Source organism: Mycobacterium sp. TY815 (assembly GCF_030755135.1).
In the GTDB taxonomy this organism is placed as follows: Bacteria; Actinomycetota; Actinomycetes; order Mycobacteriales; family Mycobacteriaceae; genus Mycobacterium.
The window spans coordinates 595,845-620,427 of sequence record NZ_JAUFRX010000003.1 but is presented as its reverse complement, the minus strand read 5'-3'; the positions used below and the strand labels follow the sequence as shown (position 1 = coordinate 620,427).

The 24,583-nt window shown below is 76.8% G+C and carries 5 protein-coding genes; 2 read left to right on the top strand and 3 right to left on the bottom strand.

The features are described from left to right. Nucleotides 1–30: 30 nt before the first annotated feature. The 3 genes from QXK92_RS28595 to QXK92_RS28585 all read right to left on the bottom strand — a co-directional run bounded on the left by QXK92_RS28595 (nt 31) and on the right by QXK92_RS28585 (nt 3,637). A complete protein-coding gene (locus tag QXK92_RS28595; RefSeq protein WP_306247448.1) occupies nt 31–1,578 on the bottom strand; it encodes an acetolactate synthase large subunit in 1,548 nt (515 codons plus the stop codon). After that, nucleotides 1,575–2,405 carry an amidohydrolase family protein gene (locus QXK92_RS28590; protein ID WP_306247447.1) on the bottom strand — a complete coding sequence of 277 codons (831 nt, stop codon included), beginning with the start codon at nt 2,403–2,405 and terminating at the stop codon, nt 1,575–1,577. Before QXK92_RS28590 ends, QXK92_RS28595 begins: the two co-directional genes overlap by 4 nt. Before the next feature lie 464 nt (nt 2,406–2,869). Further along, nucleotides 2,870–3,637, bottom strand: a complete 768-nt coding sequence (locus QXK92_RS28585) for a fructosamine kinase family protein (RefSeq protein WP_306247445.1) — start codon at nt 3,635–3,637, stop codon at nt 2,870–2,872. A gap of 223 nt (nt 3,638–3,860) precedes the next feature. On the opposite strand from QXK92_RS28585, the gene QXK92_RS28580 reads away from it, so the two are divergent. Together QXK92_RS28580 and QXK92_RS28575 are read left to right on the top strand one after the other, a co-directional pair. Next, nucleotides 3,861–11,846 (top strand): PE family protein, encoded by a 7,986-nt coding sequence (locus tag QXK92_RS28580; RefSeq protein WP_306247443.1) that lies wholly within the window; start codon nt 3,861–3,863, stop codon nt 11,844–11,846. 345 nt (nt 11,847–12,191) lie between these two features. Then, a complete protein-coding gene (locus tag QXK92_RS28575) occupies nt 12,192–23,651 on the top strand; it encodes a PE family protein (RefSeq protein ID WP_306248035.1) in 11,460 nt (3,819 codons plus the stop codon). Nucleotides 23,652–24,583: the final 932 nt, after the last annotated feature.

The window sequence follows — 24,583 nt, the reverse complement described above, 5'->3', positions numbered from 1 at the left end:
CGGCGGACGCTGCGCCTCAGTCACGATCAGCTACCCCAACAGCGACGGCACCACCGCGTCGATCAGGTGCGGGCCCGGTTCGGCGAAGGCGTCGCGCAGTGCGTCGGCGAGTTCTTCGCAGGTGGTGGCGCGTCGGGCCGGCACCCCCATCCCTTCGGCGATCTTGACGAAATCCATTGTGGGACGGGAGATATCGAGGAGATCTTTGGCTTTCGGCCCCGGCCCGGCCTCAACGCCGACGCGCTGCAACTCGAGCCGCAGGATGTCGTAGGCGCCGTTGTTGTAGATGACGGTGGTGACGTCCAGCAGTTCCCGTGCCTGTGACCACAGCCCGGAGATCGTGTACATCGCCGACCCGTCGGATTCCAGACACAGCACCGGACGGTCGGGTGCGGCCACGGCTGCGCCGACTGCGGTCGGGATGCCGTATCCGATTGCCCCGCCGGTCAGCGTCAGCCAGTCGTGGGCCGGTGCTCCGGCGGTCGCCGCCGGCAACATCAGGCCCGAGGTGTTGGATTCGTCGACGACGATGGCCCGCTCGGGTAACAGCGCGCCGATCACCTCGGCCGCCGACGCGGACGTGAGGGCGCCCGACGGCAGCTGGGGACGGGAGGCGGGCGCCAGCGGCGCGGTCGCGCCAGGCGCCACTTCGTCTGCCAAAGCGTCCAAAGCGGCTGCGGCACCGTCATATTCGGCCAGCACATGCACGTCGCAACCGGACGGGACCAGGTCGCTGGGCATCCCTGGATAAGCGAAGAAGGAGACCGGCGACCTTGCCCCGGCCAGCACCAGATGCTTGGCTCCGTCGAGTTGGGCCGCGGCGGCCTCGGCGAAGTAGCCCAGCCGCTCGATAGCCGGCACCCCGGCGCCACGCTCCAGTCGGGTCGGGAACGTTTCGCACAGCAGGCGGGCGCCGGTGGCCTCGGCGATCCGCACGGCCGCGGACAGTCCCGGTCCGCGGGTGGCGTCTCCCCCGACCAGGATGGTGGTCGGTTCACCCGAGCGCAGCACGTCGGCCACCTTGCTGACGTCGACGCTCACGGCGGACGGAGCGGCGCCGTCGACCGTCGCGGGCTGGGCGCCCTCGGACCAGGAGGCGTCGGCGGGCAGGATCAGCGTGGAGACGAACGACCCGGACATGCTGGCCGCGATGGCGTCGGCAGTGTCGGCGCCGACATCGGCCGCGGTCACAGTTCTGCGCACCCATCCCGACACCGTGCCGGCGACCGCGTCGATGTCGGATTCCAATGGGGCATCGTACTTTTTGTGGTAGGTGGCGTGATCGCCGACGACGACCACCATCGGTACCCGGGCGCGGCGGGCGTTGTGCAGGTTGGCCAGACCGTTGCCCAGTCCGGGCCCGAGGTGCAGCAGCACTGCCGCCGGGCGCCCGGCGATGCGCGCGTAACCGTCCGCAGCACCCGTGGCGACACCCTCGAAAAGCGTGAGCACGCCCCGCATTTGGTCGACGGTGTCCAGCGCCGCGACGAAGTGCATCTCCGAGGTGCCGGGGTTCGAGAAACACACGTCGACGCCGCCGTCGACCAAGGTGTTGATCAGAGCCTGCGCACCGTTCACGTGTCCACCTTTCGTTGCAACCTGAAAACCCGCTCGGCGTTGTCGTGCAGGAAGTCCCGCCGAGCCTCGTCGCTGAGTCCCAGTTCGTCAAGACCCGCCAGTGCGTGCTCGTGGGCAATCATCGGGTAGTTGGTCCCGAACAGGACTTTGCGTTGTCCGGTACCGGTTTTCATGAACCGGACCAATTCGCCGGGGAGCCGGCGGATGGTGTAGGCGGACGTGTCGATGTAGACATTCTCGTGTTTGCGGGCCACCGCGACCATTTCCTCGGTCCACGGGTAACCGACGTGCCCGCACACGATCACCAACTCCGGGAAGTCGAGAGCGACCTGGTCGATGTAGGGGATCGGGCGTCCGGTCTCCGATGGGCGCAACGGTCCGGTGTGCCCTACCTGAGTGCAGAACGGCACTTTCGATTCGACGCACTGGGCGAACAGGGGGTAGTAGCGCCGGTCGGTCGGCGGGGCGTTCCACAGCCACGGCACCACCCGCAACCCGACGAACCCCTCCTGCACGCGGCGCCGCAGCTCGCGCACGGCCTCCATCGGACGGTCCAGATCGACGGTCGCCAGGCCCTTAAAACGGTTGGGGTGCAGGTGAATCCACTCGCCGACCTCGTCGTTGGACACCAGGTCCTGGCCCGCCGGGCCGAGCCACGCGCTGAGCAGCCCGAGTTCGACGCCGGCGGCGTCCATCGCGGCCACGGTCACGTCGATAGGGATCTCGGCGTCCGGCATGGACCCACCGGTCCAGCGGCGCAGCGAGGCCAACATGTCGCTACGCAGGAACCGCTGCGTCGGATGCTGCATCCATACATCGATCGTCATCGCGCTCTGACACTAGCGCGATGAGGATGCCCGGCGGGGTTCGCAGTACGCGTGGCGGCCGATCCCTCAATCGCGGGAGAGAATTTCATCCGCTCAATCCACCATTCGCCCGCGAGACCTGCGGTCAAAGACGGGCGAAGTATCGGCGAGCCGAACAACGGCGCCGCAAGCGAATCCACTCAGCCAGGGGATAAATCAGGATGTCGGTCCTATTCGGTCCCCAGAAATGCTGTCGGCGCGCGTGACCGAGGTAGCAGGGATCGGTTCGCCATTACGTCTGCGAACGCGGCGCCCGCCCCTTTGACTGTGACAATCGATTCAGACCACACCGCGGGAGGCAGCGCAGGCGGCACCGGGGGCGTCGGCGCAAACGGCGCAGTCGCCGGGCTGGGCGGGCGGGCGGATCGGCGTCAACGGAAAGGCCAGCAGTCGGGGAAGGGGCAGGCTGCTCCGGCAGGTGGACCTCAGGCGCCCAACGCGGAGCGGGCGGCAGCCCGTGTCTGCCCGGCATACCCGTCGCCGAACAGCACCACGTGCGCCAGCAACGGGTACAGCTGATGCAGCCCAATCCGGTCGCGCCAGCCAGGTTTCAGCGATCGAGCCTGCTGATAGCCGGCCAGGACTTCGTCGCGGTGGTGGCAGCCGAACAACGCAAGCATCGCCAGGTCGGTCTCGCGGTGGCCGCCGTGAGCGGCCGGGTCGATCAGCACCACTCCGTCCCGCGTCCACATCACGTTGCCGCTCCACAGATCTCCGTGCAACCGCGCTGGCGGATCGTCGTCGTCGAAATCCCCTGCCTCACAACGCACCACGACGGCGTCGATCGCTTGCCGCGTCGCCGCGTCGAGCTGCCCGGCCGCCAGCTCCGCCATCGGCACCAATCGCTCGCGGGCATAGAACGTACCCCAGCGTTGGTGGTGTCGCAGGGACATCGGCAGTGGCTGCAGCAGCGGACCGAAGAACCCTGGCCCGTCCCAGCCGTCGGGTCCCGCACCGAACGCCGGGGCACCCGCGTCGTGCATCACGGCCAGCCGGGAGCCGAACTCGCGCGCCGCGTCGCGCCTCGGTGCTGCCGGCGCCAGCCGGCGCAGCGTCAGGCTGGTGGCATCGACGGCCAAGACCTGCGCGCAGGGCACTCCCCCGCCGACCTCGGAAAGCCACTGCAGCCCTGCCGCCTCGCACGCGAAGAAGCCGGCCGGTGCTGCCGGATTGCGTTTGACGAATTCGGTCACGAGGACGCCGACAGGACGATATGCAGCATGCGTTCGGACTGTAGACCGCTCCGCATTTCGAAAACCAGGCGGTCCGAAAGCTGTTGAGCATTTTGGAATCCCGTTCGACACCGCGGAAATACACCTCGAAAAAATTGGTGACTTATTGCACTGATGACGAATAAGATCCCGAGCTACGCGCCATTTCCGCGGGTTCTATCCAGCGTTGGTTGGGAGCTGTGCCATGTCGTTCGTAGCGATCTCACCGGAATTCTTAATAACCGCCGCTGGTGATCTGGCGCGGGTGGGATGGTCGCTTAACGCGGCCAACGCCACGGCCGCCGCGCCGACCACAGATTTGCTGGCCGCCGCTGCCGACGACGTGTCAGCCCAGATCGCTGCGCTGTTCGGCGGTTACGGCCGCGACTATCAGGCGCTCAGCGCACGGCTGGCTGCGTTTCAGGAGCAGTTCGTGGCAGCGCTCAGCGGCGGAACCGTTGCGTATGCGGCCGCCGAGTCGTTCAACGCCGAGCAGGCATTGCTCGGCCTCATCAACGCGCCCACCCAGACGTTGCTGGGACGTCCGCTGATCGGCGACGGAACCAACGCCACCACCCCGGGCGGCCGCGGTGGTGACGGCGGGATCCTCTACGGCAACGGCGGGAACGGCGCCGCCGGCGCGGCCGGGCAGGCCGGTGGTGCAGGCGGCGCGGCCGGCCTGTGGGGCAACGGTGGCGCGGGTGGCAACGGCGGATCCGGCGGGGCGACCGGCGGCGCGGGTGGTGCCGGCGGCTGGTTGGTCGGCGTCGGCGGCGCGGGCGGCACGGGCGGCATCGGCGGCGGCACCGGTGGGTCCGGAGGCAGCGGCGGGTTCTTGTGGGGCGGCGGCGGTGCGGGTGGCAACGGCGGGTTCGGTGGCGGCGCCGGCGGCGCCGGTGGTCGCGCCGAGTTGTTGTGGGGAGCTGGTGGGGCGGGCGGCCACGGTGGTGCCGGTGCCGATGGTGGCGCCGGCGGCCGGGGCGGCGCGGGTGGTGACGGCGGCTGGTTTGCCGGCGGTGGGGCCGGCGGCAACGGCGGAGCCGGAAGCGCGGGCGGCGACAGTCTCACCATCGGCGGCACCGGCGGGACCGGTGGAGCCGGTGGTGACGGCGGCGCGGGTGGTCGCAGCGCACTGTTCCTGGGGGCCGGTGGACAAGGGGGCCTGGGCGGGTCCGGAGGAATCGGCGGTGGCGGCGGCAACGGCGCCGACGGCAGCATCGCCGGCCTCGGTGGCATCGGTGGTGCGGGCGGCACCGGAGGTAACGGTGGCGCGGCCGGCCTGGGCGGGGCGGGAGGTGTCCGGCAGCTGTTCGGCCTCGACGGCGCGGCGGGTGCCTCGGGTACGGGCGGCACTGGCGGTTCCGGCGGCGCGGGTGGAGCCGGCGTGTCCGGCACGGACTCCCTGGCCGGCAGCGGTCTCGCCGGCGGCACCGGTTTCGCCGGCGGGGCCGGCGGCGCCGGCGGCGCGGGTGGCAATTCCGGTCCCGGCGGGGTCAACGGCTCCGGTGGCACCGGCGGGGTCGGCGGCGTCGGCGGCGGCGGTGGGGCCGGCGGATCGGGCACGCTCAACGGTTCGGTCGGTGGCAACGGCGGACAGGGTGGAGCGGGCGGCAACGCCGGCGCCGGGGGTTCAGCAGGGACCGGGGGCGCCGGGGGTGTTACCGGCAAGGCGGGTACGGGCGGCACCGGTGGTGCCGGTGGCGCGGGCGGGGCGGGCAGCGCTGGCGTCGACGCCATCGCCGGACTCGGCGGCTTCGGAGGTAGCGGGTTCGCCGGCGGCGAGGGCGGCGCCGGCGGTCAGGGCGGGAACAGTTTCGCTGGCGGCATCAACGGTTCCGGCGGTGCCGGCGGCGGCGGCCTCGGCGGGGCGGGCGGCGCCGGCGCGGACAACCTCACCGGATTCGGCGGCGCCGGCGGCGACGGCGGAGCGGGCGGCGGCGGGGGCAACGCCGGCGCCGGCGGACTGGCCGGCACTGGCGGTACCGGTGGCGCGACAGGCAGTTCCGGCAACGGAGGCAACGGCGGCGCCGGTGGTGACGGCGGAACCGGAGCGGCGGGGATCATCGCCGGACAGGACGGATTCGCCGGCGGTAAAGGCGGGTTGGGCGGTGCGGCGGGCAGCGCCGACACCGGCGGCACCAACGGCAGCGGCGGGGCGGGCGGTCGCGGTGGCGACGGCGGCGTAGGGCGAGCCGCCGTGCCGGGCACCGGCGCTTCGGGAGGCGCCGGTGGTACCGGCGGTGTGGGCGGCGACGGCGGCACCGCTGGCTTCGGCACGGGTTTGGGCGGTAGCGGTGGCGCGGCCGGGGCCGGCGGCGACGGCGGGGCCGGTGGCGCCGGCAGCGCCGGCGGTGCCCTTAGCGTCAACGGCGGTATGGGTGGTGCGGGCGGCACCGGCGGCCAAGGCGGCATGAGCGGCCTGAACAGCAATGGCCTGAGCGGCGTGAGCGGGACCGGAGGCAGCGGCGGCCAGGGCGGCACCGGTGGCGCCGGCGCCACCAACACGCTGGGCCCGGCAGGCAATGGCGGAGACGGCGGCGCGGGCGGTAACGCCGGCGCGGGCGGCGTGGCCAACCTGGGGGGCCTCATCGGAAGCGCCGGGACCGGCGGGACCGGTGGTGCCGGTGGTACCGGTGGTACCGGTGGCAACGGTGCGAGTGTCGCGCTGGACGGCTTCGGCGGTGGCAAGGGCGGCCAGGGTGGTGTGGGCGGCAGCGCCGACGCCGGCGGCACCAACGGCAGCGGAGGCACGGGAGGCCGCGGCGGTGACGGTGCGACCGGGAAGTCGGCCCCCGCCGGTACGGGCGCGACCGGCGGCAGTGGCGGCCTCGGCGGTTCGGGTGGCGACGGCGGCAACGCGGGCGCGGGTGCCGGAGCCGGCGGTGTCGGCGGAGCGGCCGGCACCGGCGGTAACGGCGGCGCCGGCGGTACGGGCGGCAGCGGTGCCCTCAACAGTGGCGGTGGTTTGGGCGGCCACGGCGGACAGGGCGGCCAAGGTGGAATGGCCGGCCTCGACACCTCCGGTTTCACCAGCGCTGCCGGCGGCACCGGAGGCAACGGCGGCCTGGGTGGCGCCGGTGGCGCCGGCGGAGCCGGCACCCTGATGACCGCAGGCAGCGGCGGCGACGGTGGCGCCGGTGGTGATGCAGGGACAGGGGGCTGGGCCAATGTCGGCGGAGTCGCCGGCAACGCGGGCACCGGCGGCACCGGTGGCAGCGGCGGCGCCGGGGGTACCGGCGCGAACGGCAGCGGCGCCGGCCAACCCGGCTTCGGAGGCGGAAGAGGTGGCCAGGGCGGGGCTGGCGGAAGCGCCGATATCGGCGGCACCAACGGTGCCGGTGGCGCCGGCGGCCGTGGCGGAGACGGCGGCGCCGGAAAGGCCGGGGCCGCCCTGACCAGCGGTGTGGGCGGCCAGGGCGGGTCGGGCGGACAAGGCGGCGACGGTGGCAACGCCGGCTCAGGTCTCGGGGCACTCGGCGCCGGAGGGACGGCGGGGGTCGGCGGCGACGGCGGTGCGGGTGGCGCAGGCGGTAGCGGTGCCGGTGGCGTCGACGGCGGCTTCGGCGGCAACGGTGGGCAGGGCGGCCAGGGTGGCATGGGCGGCCAGCAAACCGGCGGCTTCAGCAGCGTCGCCAGCGGTACCGGTGGCAACGGCGGCCAGGGAGGTGCGGGCGGCGCCGGCGGAGCGGGAACTTCGACGACGGCCGGGAGTGGCGGCACGGGCGGGACCGGCGGCGACGCCGGTCTGGGCGGCGTCGCCAACACCGGCGGCGTCGTCGGCAACGCCGGGACCGGTGGCACGGGCGGGACCGGCGGCGACGGCGGTGCCGGCAGCGGCGGGACCGCGCCCGGCCAGGCCGGTTTTGACGGTGGAGCCGGGGGCCTGGGCGGCAACGGTGGCAGCGCCGAGGCGGGCGGCACCAATGGCGCCGGAGGTGCGGGCGGTCGCGGCGGCGACGGCGGGGCCGGCAAGGCGGCCGCCGCGTTGACGGGGGCTACCGGAGGCAATGGCGGCAACGGAGGCGCGGGCGGCTCCGGCGGCATCGCCGGTTCGGGCAACGGCGCGGTCGCCGCCGGCGGCGCCGCGGGTAGCGGCGGAAACGGCGGGGCCGGCGGTGCGGGCGGCAGCGGAGCACTCAACACCGATGGCGGTGCGGGCGGTGCCGGCGGCAGGGGTGGCGAGGGAGGCGCCGGGGGCGTCGGCACCGGAGGGTTCGCCAGCGCCATCGGCGGCACGGGCGGCAACGGCGGACTCGGCGGCGCCGGCGGCGCCGGCGGGGCCGGCACGTTGAACACCGCTGGAAACGGCGGCGCCGGTGGTGCCGGTGGTGATGCGGGCAACGGCGGCTCGGCAAACATCAATGGGTTCGCCGGAAAGGCGGGCGTCGGCGGCACGGGCGGCGCCGGCGGCGCCGGCGGGACCGGCACCGCGGGCACCGGTGTCAGTCAGCCCGGCTTCGGCGGCGGACACGGCGGACAAGGCGGCGCTGGCGGCAACGCCGAGGTCGGCGGCACCAACGGCAGCGGCGGCGCCGGCGGCCGCGGCGGCGACGGTGGGGCGGGCAAGACCGGTCCGGCCACGACCAGTGCCACCGGCGGTGACGGTGGGAAGGGCGGCGATGGTGGTTACGGCGGCAATGCCGGCAATGGCGCCGGTGCATCCGGTGCAGGTGGTGCGGCCGGCGGCGGCGGCAACGGCGGTGCCGGCGGGGCCGGCGGCAGCGGCGCTCTGAACATCACCGGCGGGTTCGGCGGTGCCGGCGGCCAGGGCGGCCAGGGCGGCATCGGCGGTCTGGACACGGGCGGGGTCAGCAGTATCGCCAGTGGCACCGGCGGTAACGGCGGAGCGGGTGGCGCCGGCGGGGCAGGCGGTGCGGGCACGTTGGGCACGGCAGGCAACGGGGGCATCGGCGGGCGTGGCGGCGACGCCGGTAGCGGCGGCTTCGCCAACATCGGCGGCGTCGCCGGTAATGCGGGTACCGGCGGAGCCGGGGGGGCCGGTGGTGCCGGTGGCGCCGGCGCCGCCGCCAGCGGCACGGGACAGGCCGGTTACTCCGGTGGTGAAGGCGGGTTCGGCGGGAACGGCGGCACTGCCGACGTCGGGGGCACCAACGGCGCCGGCGGCGCCGGCGGTCGCGGGGGCGACGGCGGAGCCGGCAGAGCTGCCGCACCCGGCAGCGGCGCCATCGGTGGCGCCGGTGGCAACGGAGGCGGCGGCGGCATTGGCGGCAACGCGGGAAGCGGTGCGGGTGCGGCCGCCCTCGGCGGTGCTGCCGGTGCCGGCGGCAACGGTGGTGCAGGTGGCACCGGTGCCAGCGGGTCGGCCGACACCAACGGCAGCGACGGCGGCGCCGGCGGTCGCGGCGGCCAGGGCGGCATCAGTGGTCTCGACAGCAGCGGGCTCAGCAGCGCCGCCGGTGGAAGCGGCGGCAACGGCGGTCAGGGCGGCGCCGGTGGGGTGGGGGGTACCGGCACCCTCGGCACCGCCGGTACTGGCGGAAATGGCGGCGCGGGCGGCGACGCCGGGGCCGGCGGGTCGGCGAACCTCGGCGGGGTAGCAGGGAAGGCGGGTGCCGGCGGCAGCGGCGGGGCAGGTGGCAACGGCGGCAACGGCGCCAATGCCAGCGGCGTCGGCCAGGCGGGCTTCGGCGGCGGCCAAGGCGGTCAGGGCGGCCAAGGCGGGCTGGCCGATACGGGAGGTACCAATGGCGGCGGCGGCGCGGGCGGGCGCGGCGGCGACGGCGGCGCCGGCCGGGCCAACAGCCCGCTCAGCAGCGGCATCGGCGGCCAAGGCGGAGCCGGAGGCGCCGGAGGCGCCGGCGGCAACGCCGGCGCGGGTAGCGGCGCCTTCGCCGCCGGTGGCGCGGGCGGCACCGGCGGCAACGGAGGTGCCGGCGGGACCGGCGGCAGCGGCGCCGACAACACCAGCGGTGGCGACGGAGGTGCCGGCGGCCAAGGCGGTCAGGGCGGCATGAGTGGCCTGAACACCGGAGGCTTCAGCAGTGCACTTAGCGGCACCGGCGGCAATGGCGGCCAAGGTGGTGTCGGCGGTGCCGGCGGCGCCGGCGCGTTCAGCGGTGGCGGCACCGGTGGCACCGGCGGCGCCGGCGGCCAGGCCGGTTCCGGCGGCGTGGCTAATGCGGGCGGCGTGGCCGGCAATGCCGGCAACGGCGGCAACGGCGGCGCCGGCGGCAACGGCGGCACCGGAGCCGGCGGCGTCGGAGCAGGCCAGGCGGGCTTCTTCGGAGGCCAGGGCGGTCTCGGTGGCGCCGGCGGAGGCGCAGATACCGGCGGGATCAACGGCAACGGCGGGGCCGGCGGCCGCGGCGGCGATGGCGGAGCCGGTGTCGTCGGCACGCCGTCCTCCTCAGGTGGCCTCGGCGGTGACGGCGGGGCCGGTGGCAGCGGCGGCTTCGCCGGCTTCGGCAGCGGCGCGTCCGGCAGCGGCGGTGTCGGAGGGGCCGGTGGCAGCGGCGGATCGGGCGGCGCCGGTGGCAACGGCCCGCTCGACGTCAATGGCGGCGACGGTGGAGGCGGCGGCAGGGGCGGTGACGGCGGTATCGGCGGGGTGAACACCGACTTCAACAGCAGCGCGGTGAGCGGCACCGGAGGCAATGGCGGTCAAGGCGGCGCCGGCGGCAAGGGTGGCGCGAGCTCAACCTTCGGTGTGGCAGGAAACGGCGGCACCGGCGGCACCGGCGGTAACGCAGGCACGGGCGGTGCCGCGAATGTCGGAGGGGTGCGAGGCAATGACGGGGTCGGCGGAACCGGTGGCGCGGGCGGTGCGGGCGGTAGGGGTGCCGACGCCGTCTTCCCGGGCCAGGCCGGTGCAAACGGCGGCCACGGAGGAGGCGGCGGAGCGGGCGGCAACGCCGGTTTGGGCGGTGCCAACGGGGTCGGCGGTGCCGGTGGCCGCGGCGGCGACGGCGGGGCCGGATTCGAGGGCGCAGGCAACGCCGGTGGCACTGGCGCTCCCGGTGGCAACGGCGGCGACGGCGGAATGGGCGGTAACGGCGGCAACGCCGGCAGCGGCGGCGGCGTTATCGCAAATGGTGGTGCAGCAGGGAACGGCGGCAACGGCGGTGCCGGCGCCAAGGGCGGTCTCAGCACTCTGGGCGCAGTCGGCAGCCAAGGCGGCCAAGGCGGCCAAGGCGGGCAGGGCGGCATGGCCGGCGCGAATTCCAACGGATTCAACGGCGCCGGTGGCGGCGGCGGAAACGGTGGTCAAGGCGGCACCGGCGGCACCGGTGGGGCAAGCATCAGCAGCACTGGCGGTAACGGCGGCACGGGCGGCAACGGGGGCGCGGCCGGTGCCGGCGGCAGCGCCGGTTTCGGCGGCACCGTCGGCAAAGCGGGCGTCGGCGGCAACGGCGGCGCGGGAGGCGCCGGCGCCCCAGGCAGCATCGGTGACCCGAACGGCACAAGCAACGGCTACGACGGTGGCGCCGGTGGCCAGGGCGGACTCGGGGGTGACGCGGGCGTCGGGGGCATCAACGGCAACGGCGGGACCGGCGGACGCGGTGGCGACGGTGGAGCCGGTACGCAGCCACCGCCGGTTGCGATTGGTCCGGGCGGCAACGGCAGCAACGGCGGCAACGGCGGCAACGGCGGCAACGGTGGTTTGGCCGGCTCGGGCGCCGGCACGGCAGGCAAGGGCGGAGCGGCCGGGGACGGCGGCGACGGCGGAACCGGTGGGGCCGGCGGGGTCGGGGGCCCTTCTGCCTTCGGTGGCACCGGCGGCACCGGCGGCAACGGCGGTCAGGGCGGCGTGGGCGCCCCGGCCGTCGGCAACAACGCCAACGGTGGCGACGGCGGCAACGGCGGCGGCGGTGGTCTCGGCGGCGCAGGCGGCAAGGGCGGCCTGAACGCCAATGGCGGCAACGGCGGCCTGGGTGGCAACGGCGGTTCGGGTGGCGGCGGCGGTTCGCCCACCGGCAGCGGGGCAGGCGGTGCAGGCGGCGACGGTGGCAACGGCGCCGCCGGCGGCAAGGGCGGCGACGGCTCAGGCTCTCCCGCCGACGGCGGCATGGGTGGCAACGGCGGTAACGGCGGCAGTGGCGGCGACGGAATCGGCGCCCCGGGCGGACCGGGCGGCGCCGCCGGCGATGGTGGCCTCGGTGGCACCGGCAGCGGTGGCGGCAACAACGGCGTCAGTGGTGACCCAGGCACCCCGGGAAATCCAGGCGCGTAGCGCGGCCAGCCGGCGCTAATCGTGGCCTTACATCGTCGCGCAGATATCCGGCGACGTTTGCCAGCAGCAAACCTTCCTGTCCCGCTTCGGCATCCCGCCCGTCCTCTGGGCCATCTGCAATCAGCAGCGTTCTCTCATAGCGATGTCCGCCCAGCGTTATCCAAGGTCAATAAACGAAATCGAGCCGACAGACTCAACCATGAGTGGATCAATCAAGATCACACCTTAGGTACCGAGTGTGCTCAAAACAGTGACATAAAGCCCGGCAAATCATAAGATCCGCGCAAGCGATCCCGGCGTGGGGCGGAATTGTGAACTCGTCCCCTGCTGCCTGGAGCCGTTTCGATGTCGTTCCTCTGGGTCTCCCCCGAAGCCGCCGCCGCCGCGGCAACGGACCTCTCGAGACTCGGCGCTTCGGTTGCTGCGTCCAGTTCGGCCGCCGCCGTCCCGACGACTCAGGTGCTGGCAGCGGCCAGCGATGAGGTGTCGCTTCGCATCGCCGCCCTGTTCGGTGCCCATGGCCGCGAATATCAGGCTGTCAGCGCTCTCGTGGAGCAGGTGCAATCCCAGTTCACCCTGACTCTGCGGGCCGGCGCGGGCTCGTACGTGTGGACAGAGGTGGAGAACGCCCAGCGGGCCGTGCTCGGTGTGATCAACGCGCCCACGATGACGCTGCTGGGCCGGCCGCTGATCGGTGACGGCGCCAACGCCACGACGCCGGGAGGTGCCGGAGGCGACGGCGGGATCCTGTTCGGCAACGGCGGTGCCGGAGCGGCCGGCGCTGCTGGTCAGGCCGGCGGGGCCGGTGGGTCGGCGGGTCTGTGGGGCAACGGTGGGCCAGGCGGCGCGGGCGGCGCGACTGCCAGCGGTGGAGCCGGCGGTAACGGTGGATGGCTGCTCGGTGTCGGAGGCACCGGCGGGATGGGCGGGACCGGCGGCGGCACCGGGGGGGCCGGCGGTAACGGTGGCTTGTGGTGGGGCGGCGGCGGCACCGGCGGCACCGGCGGCATCGGTGGCGGCACCGGGGGCGCCGGCGGGCGGGGTGAGTGGTTCTTCGGCGCGGCCGGTGACGGCGGCGCGGGTGGCTCCGGCGGCGGCGTCGGTGGGGCCGGCGGTGACGGCGCGCTCGTCTGGGGCGGTGGGGGCGCCGGCGGCAGCGGCGGGTACGGCGGCGGCACGGGCGGGACGGGCGGACGTGCCGCGCTGCTGTTCGGCTGTGGTGGCGCCGGCGGCGCGGGCGGTATCGGCACGACGGGTGTTCTCGGCGGCGACGGCGGGGCCGGGGGGGCCGGCGGCACTGGGTGGTTATTCAGCGGCGGTGGTGCCGGCGGGGCTGGCGGAGCAGGCGGAACCGGCATTGCCGGGGCGGACGGCGGCGCACTCGGCGGGCTTGGCGGGACCGGTGGCAGCGGAGGTGCCGGCGGCGTCGGCGGCCGTGGCGCGCTGTTGTTCGGTCCCGGCGGTCACGGCGGTACCGGAGGAGCCGGTGGTATCGGCGGCATCGGCGGCCGGGGTGGTGACGCCGCTCTTGGCGGGGTCGGCGGCACCGGCGGCACCGGTGGCACCGGCGGTACTGCCGGTCAGGGTGGAGCGGGCGGAGCGGGCGGTTTCCTGAGTTTCGGCGGCGTGGCAGGTGGAACGGGCGCTAACGGAACCGGTGGCGCAGGCGGTGCCGGCGGTGCGGGCGCCGCCGGAACGGACGCTGCAGCTGGTTCGGGCGCTGTCGGCGGTACTGGTTTCGCCGGTGGCACGGGCGGCGCGGGCGGTGTCGGCGGAGGCAGCGGAGCGTTGCAAGGAGCCGGCGGCGCCGGTGGCCAAGGCGGGGTCGGCGGCACGGGCGGCGCCGGAGGTTCGGGTTCGTCCGGCGGTCTGAACACCCCCGGCGTGGCCGGCGGACAGGGTGGCACCGGTGGGACCGGGGGCGCGGCAGGACTCGGTGGCGCCGGATCAGTCGCGGGGGCCGCGGGCCTCGCCGGCGATGGTGGTGCGGGCGGCAAGGGCGGTACCGGCGGATCCGGTGGGGCGGGGTTGGACGCTGTCGCGGCGGGCGCCCAGGGCGGTCAGGGTGCGGCCGGCGGCGCCGGGGGCCAGGGCGGCACGGGCGGAGCGGCGGGGGCTGGAACCGGCGGTCACCAAGGTGCTGGCGGCACTGGCGGTCAGGGTGGCCGGGGTGGGGTCGGTGGTTCCGGGGCAGACGGTGCTGACGGCAGCGATCCTCTGGTGGCTGCACAGGCCGGTGGTCAAGGGGGCACCGGCGGCTCTGGTGGCGCGGCCGGAGCCGGCGGGACCGGCTTCAGCAATGGAGCGGCGGGAACGGCCGGGGACGGCGGGGCCGGTGGTGCGGGCGGCAGCGGCGGTAAGGGCGCTGACAACAGCACGGTCGCCGCGACCGGAACGCAGGGCGGCCAGGGTGGTGCCGGGGGTGCCGGGGGCAGCGGCGGTACTGGCGGCGCCGCGGGCGCCGGAACCGGCGGCCAACAGGGTGCCGGCGGTGCCGGCGGCAATGGCGGCGCAGGCGGTGGGGGTGGCCAGGGCGGCAGTGGCGCAAAGGGCACCGACCCGCTCGTTGCTGCTCAGGCGGGGGGTCAGGGCGGGACTGGCGGCACCGGCGGAGCGGCCGGAGCGGGCGGGTCGGGTTCGTCGAAAGGCTCATCAGGAGTCGCCGGTGACGGCGGCGCCGGTGGCGTCGGGGGCACCGGCGGCCAGGGCAGCGATAACAACACGATCGTGGCGCCCGGCGCCCAGGGCGCGCAGGGCGGTGCCGGCGGTGCCGGTGGCCAGGGCGGCAGCGGCGGCGCTGCCGGGTCGGGCGGCGGCGGTCAGCAAGGCGCCGGCGGCAAAGGCGGTCACGGCGGGCTCGGCGGCACCGGCGGCGTCGGCGGTACCGGCGCAACGGGCACAGATCCGCTGGCCGCTGCTCAGGCCGGTGGAAAGGGTGGGACCGGCGGGACTGGTGGCGCGGCCGGAGCGGGCGGTTCCGGATCGAGCACGGGCGCAGCGGGCACTGCTGGTGACGGCGGCGCCGGTGGCGTCGGCGGGACTGGCGGCAAAGGTGCGGACAACACCACTGTTGCGACAACCGGCCAACAGGGCGCTCAAGGCGGTGCCGGTGGCGACGGTGGGCGCGGTGGTGATGGCGGAGCTGCCGGGTCGGGTGGCGGTGGTCAGCAGGGGGCAGGCGGCAAGGGCGGCGTCGGTGGAGTCGGCGGCACGGGTGGCGCGGGTGGTTCCGGTACCGACAACAACGCGAACCTTGGGGTCGTCGGCGGCACCGGCGGCACCGGCGGCGTGGGTGGTGCCGGCGGTGCCGCCGGCCTGGGCGGTTCCGGTTCCACCGCAGGAGCGTCGGGCACTGCCGGCGATGGCGGCGTCGGCGGGGTTGGCGGTGTGGGCGGCAAAGGTGGTGCCGGCAGCGCCGGTGCCGCGGGTGGCGGTGCTGGTGGGCAGGGCGCTGCCGGTGGCGACGGCGGCCAGGGCGGTGCCGGCGGGGCAGCCGGCGCCGGCGGCGGTGGGCAGCAGGGAGCCGGCGGCAAGGGCGGCATTGGTGGCGTCGGTGGCGTCGGCGGCGTTGGTGGTGCCGGCGTGGACAACAGCACCAACCCAGGTGTGGCGGGTGGTGCAGGGGGTATCGGCGGTGCCGGTGGTACCGGCGGTGCCGCCGGTGTCGGCGGGACCGGATCGAGCACCGGCACATCGGGCAGCGCCGGTGACGGCGGGACCGGCGGCATCGGTGGCACCGGCGGCAAGGGCGGTGCCGGAGTCAGTGGTGTCGCGGGTGGTGGCGCTGGTGGCCAAGGTGCTGCCGGTGGCGACGGCGGCCAGGGCGGCGCCGGTGGCGCGGCAGGAGCCGGTGGCGGCGGCCAGCAGGGAGCCGGCGGTAAAGGCGGCACCGGTGGTGTCGGTGGCGTCGGCGGCGTCGGCGGTGCCGGCACCGACAACAGCACCAACCCGGGTGTCGCGGGTGGCGCCGGTGGCATTGGCGGCGTCGGCGGCACCGGCGGCGCAGCAGGCCTCGGCGGCACCGGCTCGACCCTCGGCGCATCCGGAACAGCCGGTGACGGCGGCGTTGGCGGTGGCGGCGGCGTCGGCGGCAAGGGCGGTGCCGGCAGCACCGGCGCCGCGGGTGGCGGCACTGGCGGTCAAGGTGCCGCGGGTGGTGACGGCGGCCAGGGCGGCGCCGGCGGCGCGGCCGGAGCCGGTGGCGGTGGCCAGCAGGGAGCCGGCGGCAAGGGCGGCATCGGTGGCATCGGTGGCGTCGGCGGCGTCGGCGGTGCCGGCACCGACAACAGCACCAACCCGGGTGTTGCAGGTGGCGCCGGTGGCACCGGCGGCGTCGGCGGCACCGGCGGCGCAGCAGGCCTCGGCGGCACCGGCTCGACCCTCGGCGCATCCGGAACAGCCGGAGACGGCGGCGTTGGCGGTGGCGGCGGCGTCGGCGGCAAGGGCGGTGCCGGCAACACCGGCGCCGCGAGTGGCGGCACTGGCGGTCAAGGCGCCGCGGGGGGTGACGGCGGCCAAGGCGGCGCCGGCGGCGCGGCCGGAGCCGGTGGCGGCGGCCAGCAGGGAGCCGGCGGTAAAGGCGGCACCGGCGGCGTCGGCGGCGTCGGCGGCGTCGGCGGTGCCGGCACCGACAACAGCACCAACCCGGGTGTCGCGGGTGGCGCGGGCGGCACCGGCGGCGTCGGCGGCACCGGCGGCGCAGCAGGCCTCGGCGGCACCGGCTCGACCACTGGCGCATCCGGAACAGCCGGAGACGGCGGCGTTGGCGGTGGGGGCGGCGTCGGCGGGGGTGGCGGTGTTGGCAGCACCGGCGCCGCCGGTGGCGGTGTTGGAGGTCAAGGGGCCGCGGGTGGCGACGGCGGAAAGGGCGGCACCGGCGGCGCCGCTGGAACCGGCGGCGGCGGCCAGCAGGGAACCGGCGGCAAGGGCGGCACCGGTGGCGTCGGCGGCGTCGGAGGCGTCGGCGGTGCCGGCACCGACAACAGCGCCAACCCGGGTGTGGCAGGTGGCGCCGGTGGCACTGGTGGCGTCGGCGGTACCGGCGGCGCAGCCGGTCTCGGCGGCTCCGGCTCGACCATCGGCGCATCCGGAACGGCCGGAGACGGCGGCGTTGGCGGCGGGGGCGGCGTGGGCGGCGGCGGTGGGGCTGGCAGCAGCGGCACCGCGGGTGGCGGCGCCGGCGGTCAGGGAGCCGCGGGTGGTGACGGCGGCCAGGGCGGCGCCGGCGGCGCAGCCGGAGCCGGTGGCGGCGGCCAGCAGGGAGCCGGCGGCAAGGGCGGCATCGGCGGCGTCGGCGGCGTCGGCGGCGTCGGCGGTGCCGGCACCGACAACAGCACCAATCCGGGTGTGGCAGGTGGCGCCGGTGGCGCCGGCGGGATCGGCGGAACCGGCGGCGCAGCCGGCCTCGGCGGGTCCGGCTCGAGCACCGGCGCATCCGGAACATCCGGAGACGGCGGCGCTGGTGGCATTGGTGGTACCGGCGGCAAGGGCGGAGCCGGAATTGGCGGTGTCGCGGGTGGTGGCGTTGGTGGTCAGGGTGCCGCGGGTGGCGACGGCGGGCAGGGCGGTGCCGGCGGTGCAGCAGGAGCCACCAACGGCGGCGCGGCGGGCACCCAGGGTGCCGGCGGAAAGGGCGGGATCGGCGGTACCGGTGGAACCGGTGGGCAAGGCGGCACCGGCACGGACAACAGCACAAACCCAGGTGTCGCAGGTGGCGCCGGCGGCACCGGCGGGATCGGCGGTACCGGCGGCGCAGCCGGTCTGGGCGGGTCCGGATCGAGCACCGGCGCATCGGGCACCGCCGGTGACGGCGGCGTTGGCGGTGCGGGCGGCACCGGCGGCAAGGGTGGTGCCGGAGTTACTGGTACCGCGGGTGGCGGAACCGGCGGCCAGGGCGCGGCGGGTGGAGTCGGCGGAAAGGGCGGCGCCGGCGGCGCAGCGGGAGCCACCAACGGCGGCACCGCCGGTATCCAAGGCGTGGGCGGCCACGGCGGCGTAGGAGGCACTGGTGGCGTCGGCGGCCAAGGCGGCGCCGGCACCGACAACAGCGCCAACCCCGGCGTCGCAGGTGGCGCGGGCGGCGTCGGCGGCGTCGGCGGGACAGGCGGTGCCGCTGGTGTAGGCGGGTCCGGATCGAGCACCGGCGCATCGGGCAGCGCCGGTGACGGCGGCGTTGGCGGTGCGGGCGGCACCGGCGGCAAGGGTGGTGCCGGGGTTACTGGTACAGCGGGTGGCGGAACCGGCGGCCAGGGCGCAGCGGGTGGAGACGGCGGAAAGGGCGGCGCCGGCGGCGCGGCCGGATTCGGCGGCGGCGGTCAGCAGGGCGCAGGCGGTCAGGGCGGCATCGGCGGCGCCGGTGGCGTCGGCGGCCAAGGCGGGACCGGCACCGACAACAGCGCAAACCCGGGCGTGGCCGGCGGCGCGGGTGGCATCGGCGGCATCGGTGGCACCGGAGGCGCGGCAGGCCTCGGTGGCTCCGGATCGAGCACGGGAGCGTCCGGCACCGCGGGTGACGGCGGGGTCGGCGGCGTCGGCGGGACCGGCGGCAAGGGCGGCGCCGGGGTTACTGGTACCGCGGGTGGCGGAACCGGCGGTCAGGGCGCGGCCGGTGGCGACGGCGGAAAGGGCGGCGCCGGCGGCGCAGCCGGATCCGGCGGCGGAGGGCAACAGGGCGCTGGCGGCCAGGGTGGCGCCGGCGGTGTCGGTGGTGTCGGAGGCGTCGGCGGTGCCGGCGTCGACAACAGCACCAACCCCGGCGTGGCCGGCGGCGCCGGTGGTGTCGGCGGCGTCGGCGGCACGGGAGGTGCGGCCGGCCTCGGAGGCTCCGGGTCAACCGTCGGCGCGTCCGGCGCGGCCGGTGACGGCGGTGTTGGCGGTGTCGGTGGGACGGGTGGCAAGGGTGGTGCCGGGAGCACCGGCGCCACAGGCGGCGGTGTCGGTGGCCAAGGTGCTGCCGGAGGTGACGGCGGGCAAGGCGGCGCCGGCGGCGCGGCCGGATCCGGCGGCGGCGGGCAACAAGGCGCTGGCGGCCAGGGCGGCACCGGTGGTATCGGCGGCATCGGCGGCCAAGGCGGGACCGGCACCGACAACAGCGCCAACCCAGGTGTCGCAGGCGGCGCGGGTGGCATCGGGGGTGTCGGCGGCACTGGCGGCGGCGCCGGTTTTGGCGGCTCCGGGTCCAGCACCGGCGCCTCAGGTACCGCCGGCGACGGCGGCGTTGGCGGCGCCGGCGGGACCGGTGGCAAAGGCGGTGCCGGCAGCGTCGGCACCAGCGGTGGTGGCACCGGCGGTCAAGGGGCGGCTGGAGGTGACGGCGGCAAAGGTGGCGCTGGAGGCGCAGCCGGAGCCGCCAATGGCGGCACCGCCGGTATTCAGGGCGGCGGCGGACAAGGCGGCATGGGTGGCGCCGGCGGAACCGGCGGCCACGGCGGGACCGGCACCGACAACAGCGCCAACCCGGGTGTCGCAGGCGGCGCGGGTGGCATCGGCGGCACCGGCGGCACTGGCGGCGCGGCCGGCCTCGGCGGGTCCGGGTCCAGCACCGGCGCCTCCGGCACGGCCGGCGACGGCGGGGTCGGTGGTGTCGGCGGCACCGGCGGCAAGGGCGGACAAGGCAGCACCGGGACCGCCGGTGGCGGGACTGGCGGTCTGGGCGCGGCCGGTGGTGACGGCGGCCAGGGCGGTGTCGGCGGCGCAGCCGGAGCGACCAACGGCGGCACCGCCGGTACCCAAGGCGTGGGCGGTCAGGGCGGCATCGGTGGTGTCGGTGGCGTCGGTGGCCTTGGCGGTGCCGGCGTCGACAACAGCACCAACCCCGGCATCGCCGGCGGAGCCGGGGGCACCGGCGGCATCGGAGGCACCGGAGGCGCAGCCGGCCTCGGCGGATCAGGATCCAGCACCGGCGCCTCCGGAACAGCCGGTGACGGCGGCACCGGTGGTGTCGGCGGGACCGGCGGCAAGGGCGGCGCCGGGGTTACTGGTACCGCGGGTGGCGGGACCGGCGGTCAAGGGGCGGCTGGCGGTGACGGCGGCCAGGGCGGTGCCGGCGGCGCAGCCGGAACTGGCGGCGGCGGCCAGCAGGGCGCGGGTGGCCAGGGCGGTGTAGGCGGCGTCGGTGGGACCGGTGGCGACGGCGGTGTTGGCACCGACAACAGCACTAACCCAGGTGTCGCAGGCGGCGCGGGCGGTATCGGCGGCGTCGGAGGCACCGGAGGCGCGGCCGGCCTCGGCGGATCCGGGTCCAGCACCGGCGCCTCCGGCACGGCCGGCGACGGGGGCACCGGCGGCGTCGGCGGCACCGGCGGCAAGGGCGGTGCCGGGGTTACTGGTACCGCGGGTGGCGGGACCGGCGGTCAAGGGGCGGCTGGCGGTGACGGCGGCCAGGGCGGTGCCGGCGGCGCAGCCGGAACGGGCGGCGGCGGCCAGCAGGGAGCAGGTGGCAAGGGCGGTATCGGCGGCGTCGGTGGCACCGGTGGCGACGGCGGTGCCGGCACCGACAACAGCACTAACCCCGGTGTGGCTGGCGGCGCGGGCGGCATCGGCGGTGTCGGTGGCACCGGTGGCGCAGCCGGTCTCGGCGGATCCGGGTCCAGCACCGGCGCCTCCGGCACGGCCGGCGACGGCGGGGTTGGCGGCGTCGGCGGCACCGGCGGCAAGGGCGGTGCCGGGGTTACTGGTACCACGGGTGGCGGGACCGGCGGCCAGGGCGCAGCCGGCGGTGACGGCGGCCAGGGCGGTGCCGGCGGCGCAGCCGGAACGGGCGGCGGCGGCCAGCAGGGAGCAGGTGGCAAGGGCGGTATCGGCGGCGTCGGTGGGACCGGTGGCGACGGCGGTGTTGGCACCGACAACAGCACCAACCCGGGTGTGGCCGGCGGCGCGGGCGGCGTAGGCGGCGTCGGTGGCACCGGAGGCGCGGCCGGCCTCGGTGGCTCCGGCTCCAGCACCGGCACATCCGGCACGGCCGGTGACGGCGGGGTTGGTGGTGTCGGCGGGACCGGCGGTAAGGGCGGCGCTGGAAGCACTGGGACCAGCGGTGGCGGGACCGGTGGCCAGGGCGCGGCCGGTGGTGACGGCGGCCAGGGCGGTGCCGGCGGCGCGGCCGGAGCGACCAACGGCGGCACGGCCGGCACCCAAGGCGTGGGTGGCCAAGGTGGCATCGGTGGCGTCGGTGGCGTCGGCGGCGTTGGCGGTGCCGGGACCGACAACAGCGCCAACCCCGGTGTCGCGGGTGGCGCGGGCGGCATCGGCGGTGTCGGCGGCACCGGCGGCGCGGCCGGCCTGGGCGGGTCCGGCTCGAGCACCGGCGCATCCGGAACAGCCGGTGATGGCGGCACCGGCGGTGTCGGCGGCACTGGCGGCAAGGGCGGACAAGGCAGCACCGGCACCACGGGTGGCGGGACCGGCGGCCAGGGCGCAGCCGGCGGTGACGGCGGCCAGGGCGGTGCAGGCGGCGCAGCCGGTGCCACCAACGGCGGCACCGCCGGAACCCAAGGCGTTGGTGGCCAAGGTGGCATCGGCGGAACCGGCGGCCAAGGCGGCCACGGCGGGACCGGCACCGATAACAGCACCAACCCCGGCATCGCGGGTGGCGCGGGCGGCGTCGGCGGTACCGGCGGCACGGGCGGAGCAGCCGGCCTCGGCGGGTCCGGCTCGAGCACCGGCGCCTCCGGCACGGCCGGTGATGGCGGCACCGGCGGGGTCGGCGGCACCGGCGGCAAAGGCGGACAAGGCAGCACCGGCACCACGGGTGGCGGGACCGGCGGCCAGGGCGCAGCCGGCGGTGACGGCGGCCAGGGCGGCGCCGGCGGCGCAGCCGGAGCGACCAACGGCGGCACCGCCGGAACCCAAGGCGTTGGTGGCCAAGGTGGCATCGGTGGTGTCGGCGGTGTCGGTGGCGTTGGCGGTGCGGGCGTCGACAACAGCACTAACCCCGGCATTGCGGGTGGCGCGGGCGGCGTAGGCGGTATCGGCGGCACGGGCGGCGCGGCCGGCCTCGGCGGGTCCGGCTCGAGCACCGGCGCATCGGGCACCGCCGGCGACGGCGGGGTCGGTGGCATTGGCGGCACCGGCGGCAAGGGCGGCGCCGGAAGCACCGGCACTACGGGCGGCGGTGCTGGCGGTCAGGGCGCGGCCGGTGGTGACGGCGGAAAGGGCGGCGCCGGCGGCGCGGCCGGAGCCACCAACGGCGGCACGGCCGGCACCCAGGGTGCAGGTGGCCAGGGCGGCATCGGTGGTGTCGGCGGCCAAGGCGGCCACGGCGGGACCGGCACCGACAACAGCACCAACCCCGGCGTCGCCGGTGGCGCGGGCGGCACCGGCGGTATCGGCGGCGCCGGAGGCGCAGCCGGCCTCGGCGGATCAGGATCCAGCACCGGCGCCTCCGGCACGGCCGGTGACGGCGGGGTCGGTGGCATCGGCGGGACCGGCGGTAAGGGCGGCGCTGGAAGCACTGGGACCAGCGGTGGCGGGACCGGTGGCCAGGGCGCGGCCGGTGGTGACGGCGGCCAGGGCGGCGTCGGCGGGGCTGCCGGAGCGACCAACGGCGGCACCGCTGGCACCCAAGGCGTGGGCGGTCAGGGCGGCATCGGTGGTGTCGGTGGCGTCGGAGGCGTTGGCGGTGCCGGCGTCGACAACAGCACCAACCCCGGCATTGCGGGTGGCGCGGGCGGCATCGGCGGTATCGGCGGCACGGGCGGAGCCGCAGGCCTCGGTGGATCCGGGTCCAGCACCGGCGCCTCCGGCACGGCCGGTGACGGCGGCACCGGTGGTGTCGGCGGGACCGGCGGCAAGGGCGGGGCCGGGACCGCAGGGAGCAGCGGCGGCGGGACCGGTGGCCAGGGCGCGGCCGGTGGTGACGGCGGCCAGGGCGGCGCCGGCGGCGCAGCCGGATTCGGCGGCGGCGGCCAGCAGGGCGCGGGCGGTCAGGGCGGCATCGGTGGTGTCGGCGGCGTCGGTGGCCATGGCGGGACCGGCACCGACAACAGCGCCAACCCGGGTGTGGCTGGCGGCGCGGGCGGCGTCGGCGGTATCGGCGGCACCGGCGGCGCGGCCGGCCTCGGCGGATCAGGATCCAGCACCGGCGCATCCGGCACAGCCGGTGACGGCGGGGTCGGTGGCATCGGCGGCACCGGCGGCGCTGGTGGACAAGGCAGCACCGGCACCGCCGGTGGCGGAACCGGCGGCCAGGGCGCGGCCGGCGGTGACGGCGGCCAGGGCGGTGCCGGCGGCGCAGCCGGATCCGGCGGCGGCGGCCAGCAGGGCGCGGGCGGTCAGGGCGGCATCGGTGGTGTCGGCGGCGTCGGAGGCGTTGGCGGTGCCGGCACCGACAACAGCACCAACCCGGGTGTGGCTGGCGGCGCGGGCGGCGTCGGCGGTATCGGCGGCACCGGCGGCGCGGCCGGCCTCGGCGGATCAGGATCCAGCACCGGCGCCTCCGGCACAGCCGGTGACGGCGGGGTCGGTGGCATCGGCGGCACTGGCGGCGCTGGTGGACAAGGCAGCACCGGCACCGCCGGTGGCGGGACCGGCGGCCAGGGCGCGGCCGGTGGTGACGGCGGCCAGGGCGGCGCCGGCGGCGCAGCCGGAGCGACCAACGGCGGCACCGCCGGCACCCAAGGCGCCGGTGGCCAGGGCGGCATCGGCGGCATCCGGTGGAGTCGGTGGCGATGGCGGTACCGGCACCGACAACAGCGCCAACCCGGGTGTTGCCGGTGGCGCGGGCGGCCTAGGCGGTATCGGCGGCACCGGCGGCGCAGCCGGCCTCGGCGGATCCGGGTCCAGCACCGGCGCCTCCGGCACGGCCGGTGACGGCGGGGTCGGCGGCATCGGCGGCACCGGCGGCGCTGGTGGACAAGGCAGCACCGGCACCGCAGGTGGCGGGACCGGCGGCCAGGGCGCGGCCGGTGGTGACGGCGGCCACGGCGGCGCCGGCGGCGCAGCCGGAGCGACCAACGGCGGCACCGCCGGCACCCAAGGCGCCGGTGGCCAGGGCGGCATCGGCGGAATCGGCGGCGTCGGAGGCGTTGGCGGTGCCGGCACCGACAACAGCACCAACCCGGGTGTTGCCGGTGGCGCAGGCGGCATCGGCGGCATCGGCGGCACCGGCGGCGCAGCAGGCCTCGGCGGGTCCGGGTCCAGCAACGGCGCATCCGGCACGGCTGGTGACGGCGGGGTTGGTGGCGTTGGCGGCACCGGCGGCTTGGGCGGGGCCGGAACCGCAGGGAGCAGCGGCGGCGGGACCGGCGGCCAAGGCGCGGCCGGTGGAGACGGCGGCCAGGGCGGCGCCGGCGGCGCAGCCGGAACGGGCGGCGGCGGCCAGCAGGGCGCGGGTGGCCAGGGCGGCATCGGTGGTGTCGGCGGCGTCGGAGGCGTTGGCGGTGCCGGCGTCGACAACAGCACCAACCCCGGCATTGCCGGCGGCGCGGGGGGCATCGGCGGTATCGGCGGCACCGGCGGCGCAGCCGGCCTCGGCGGGTCCGGGTCCAGCACCGGCGCCTCCGGCACCGCCGGCGACGGCGGGGTTGGCGGCGTCGGCGGGACCGGCGGCGCTGGTGGACAAGGCAACACCGGCACCGCCGGTGGCGGGACCGGTGGCCAAGGCGCAGCCGGCGGTGACGGCGGCCAGGGCGGTGCCGGCGGCGCTGCCGGAGCGACCAACGGCGGCACCGCCGGCACCCAAGGCGTGGGTGGCCAGGGCGGCATCGGCGGCGTCGGCGGCCAACGGTGGCCACGGCGGTACC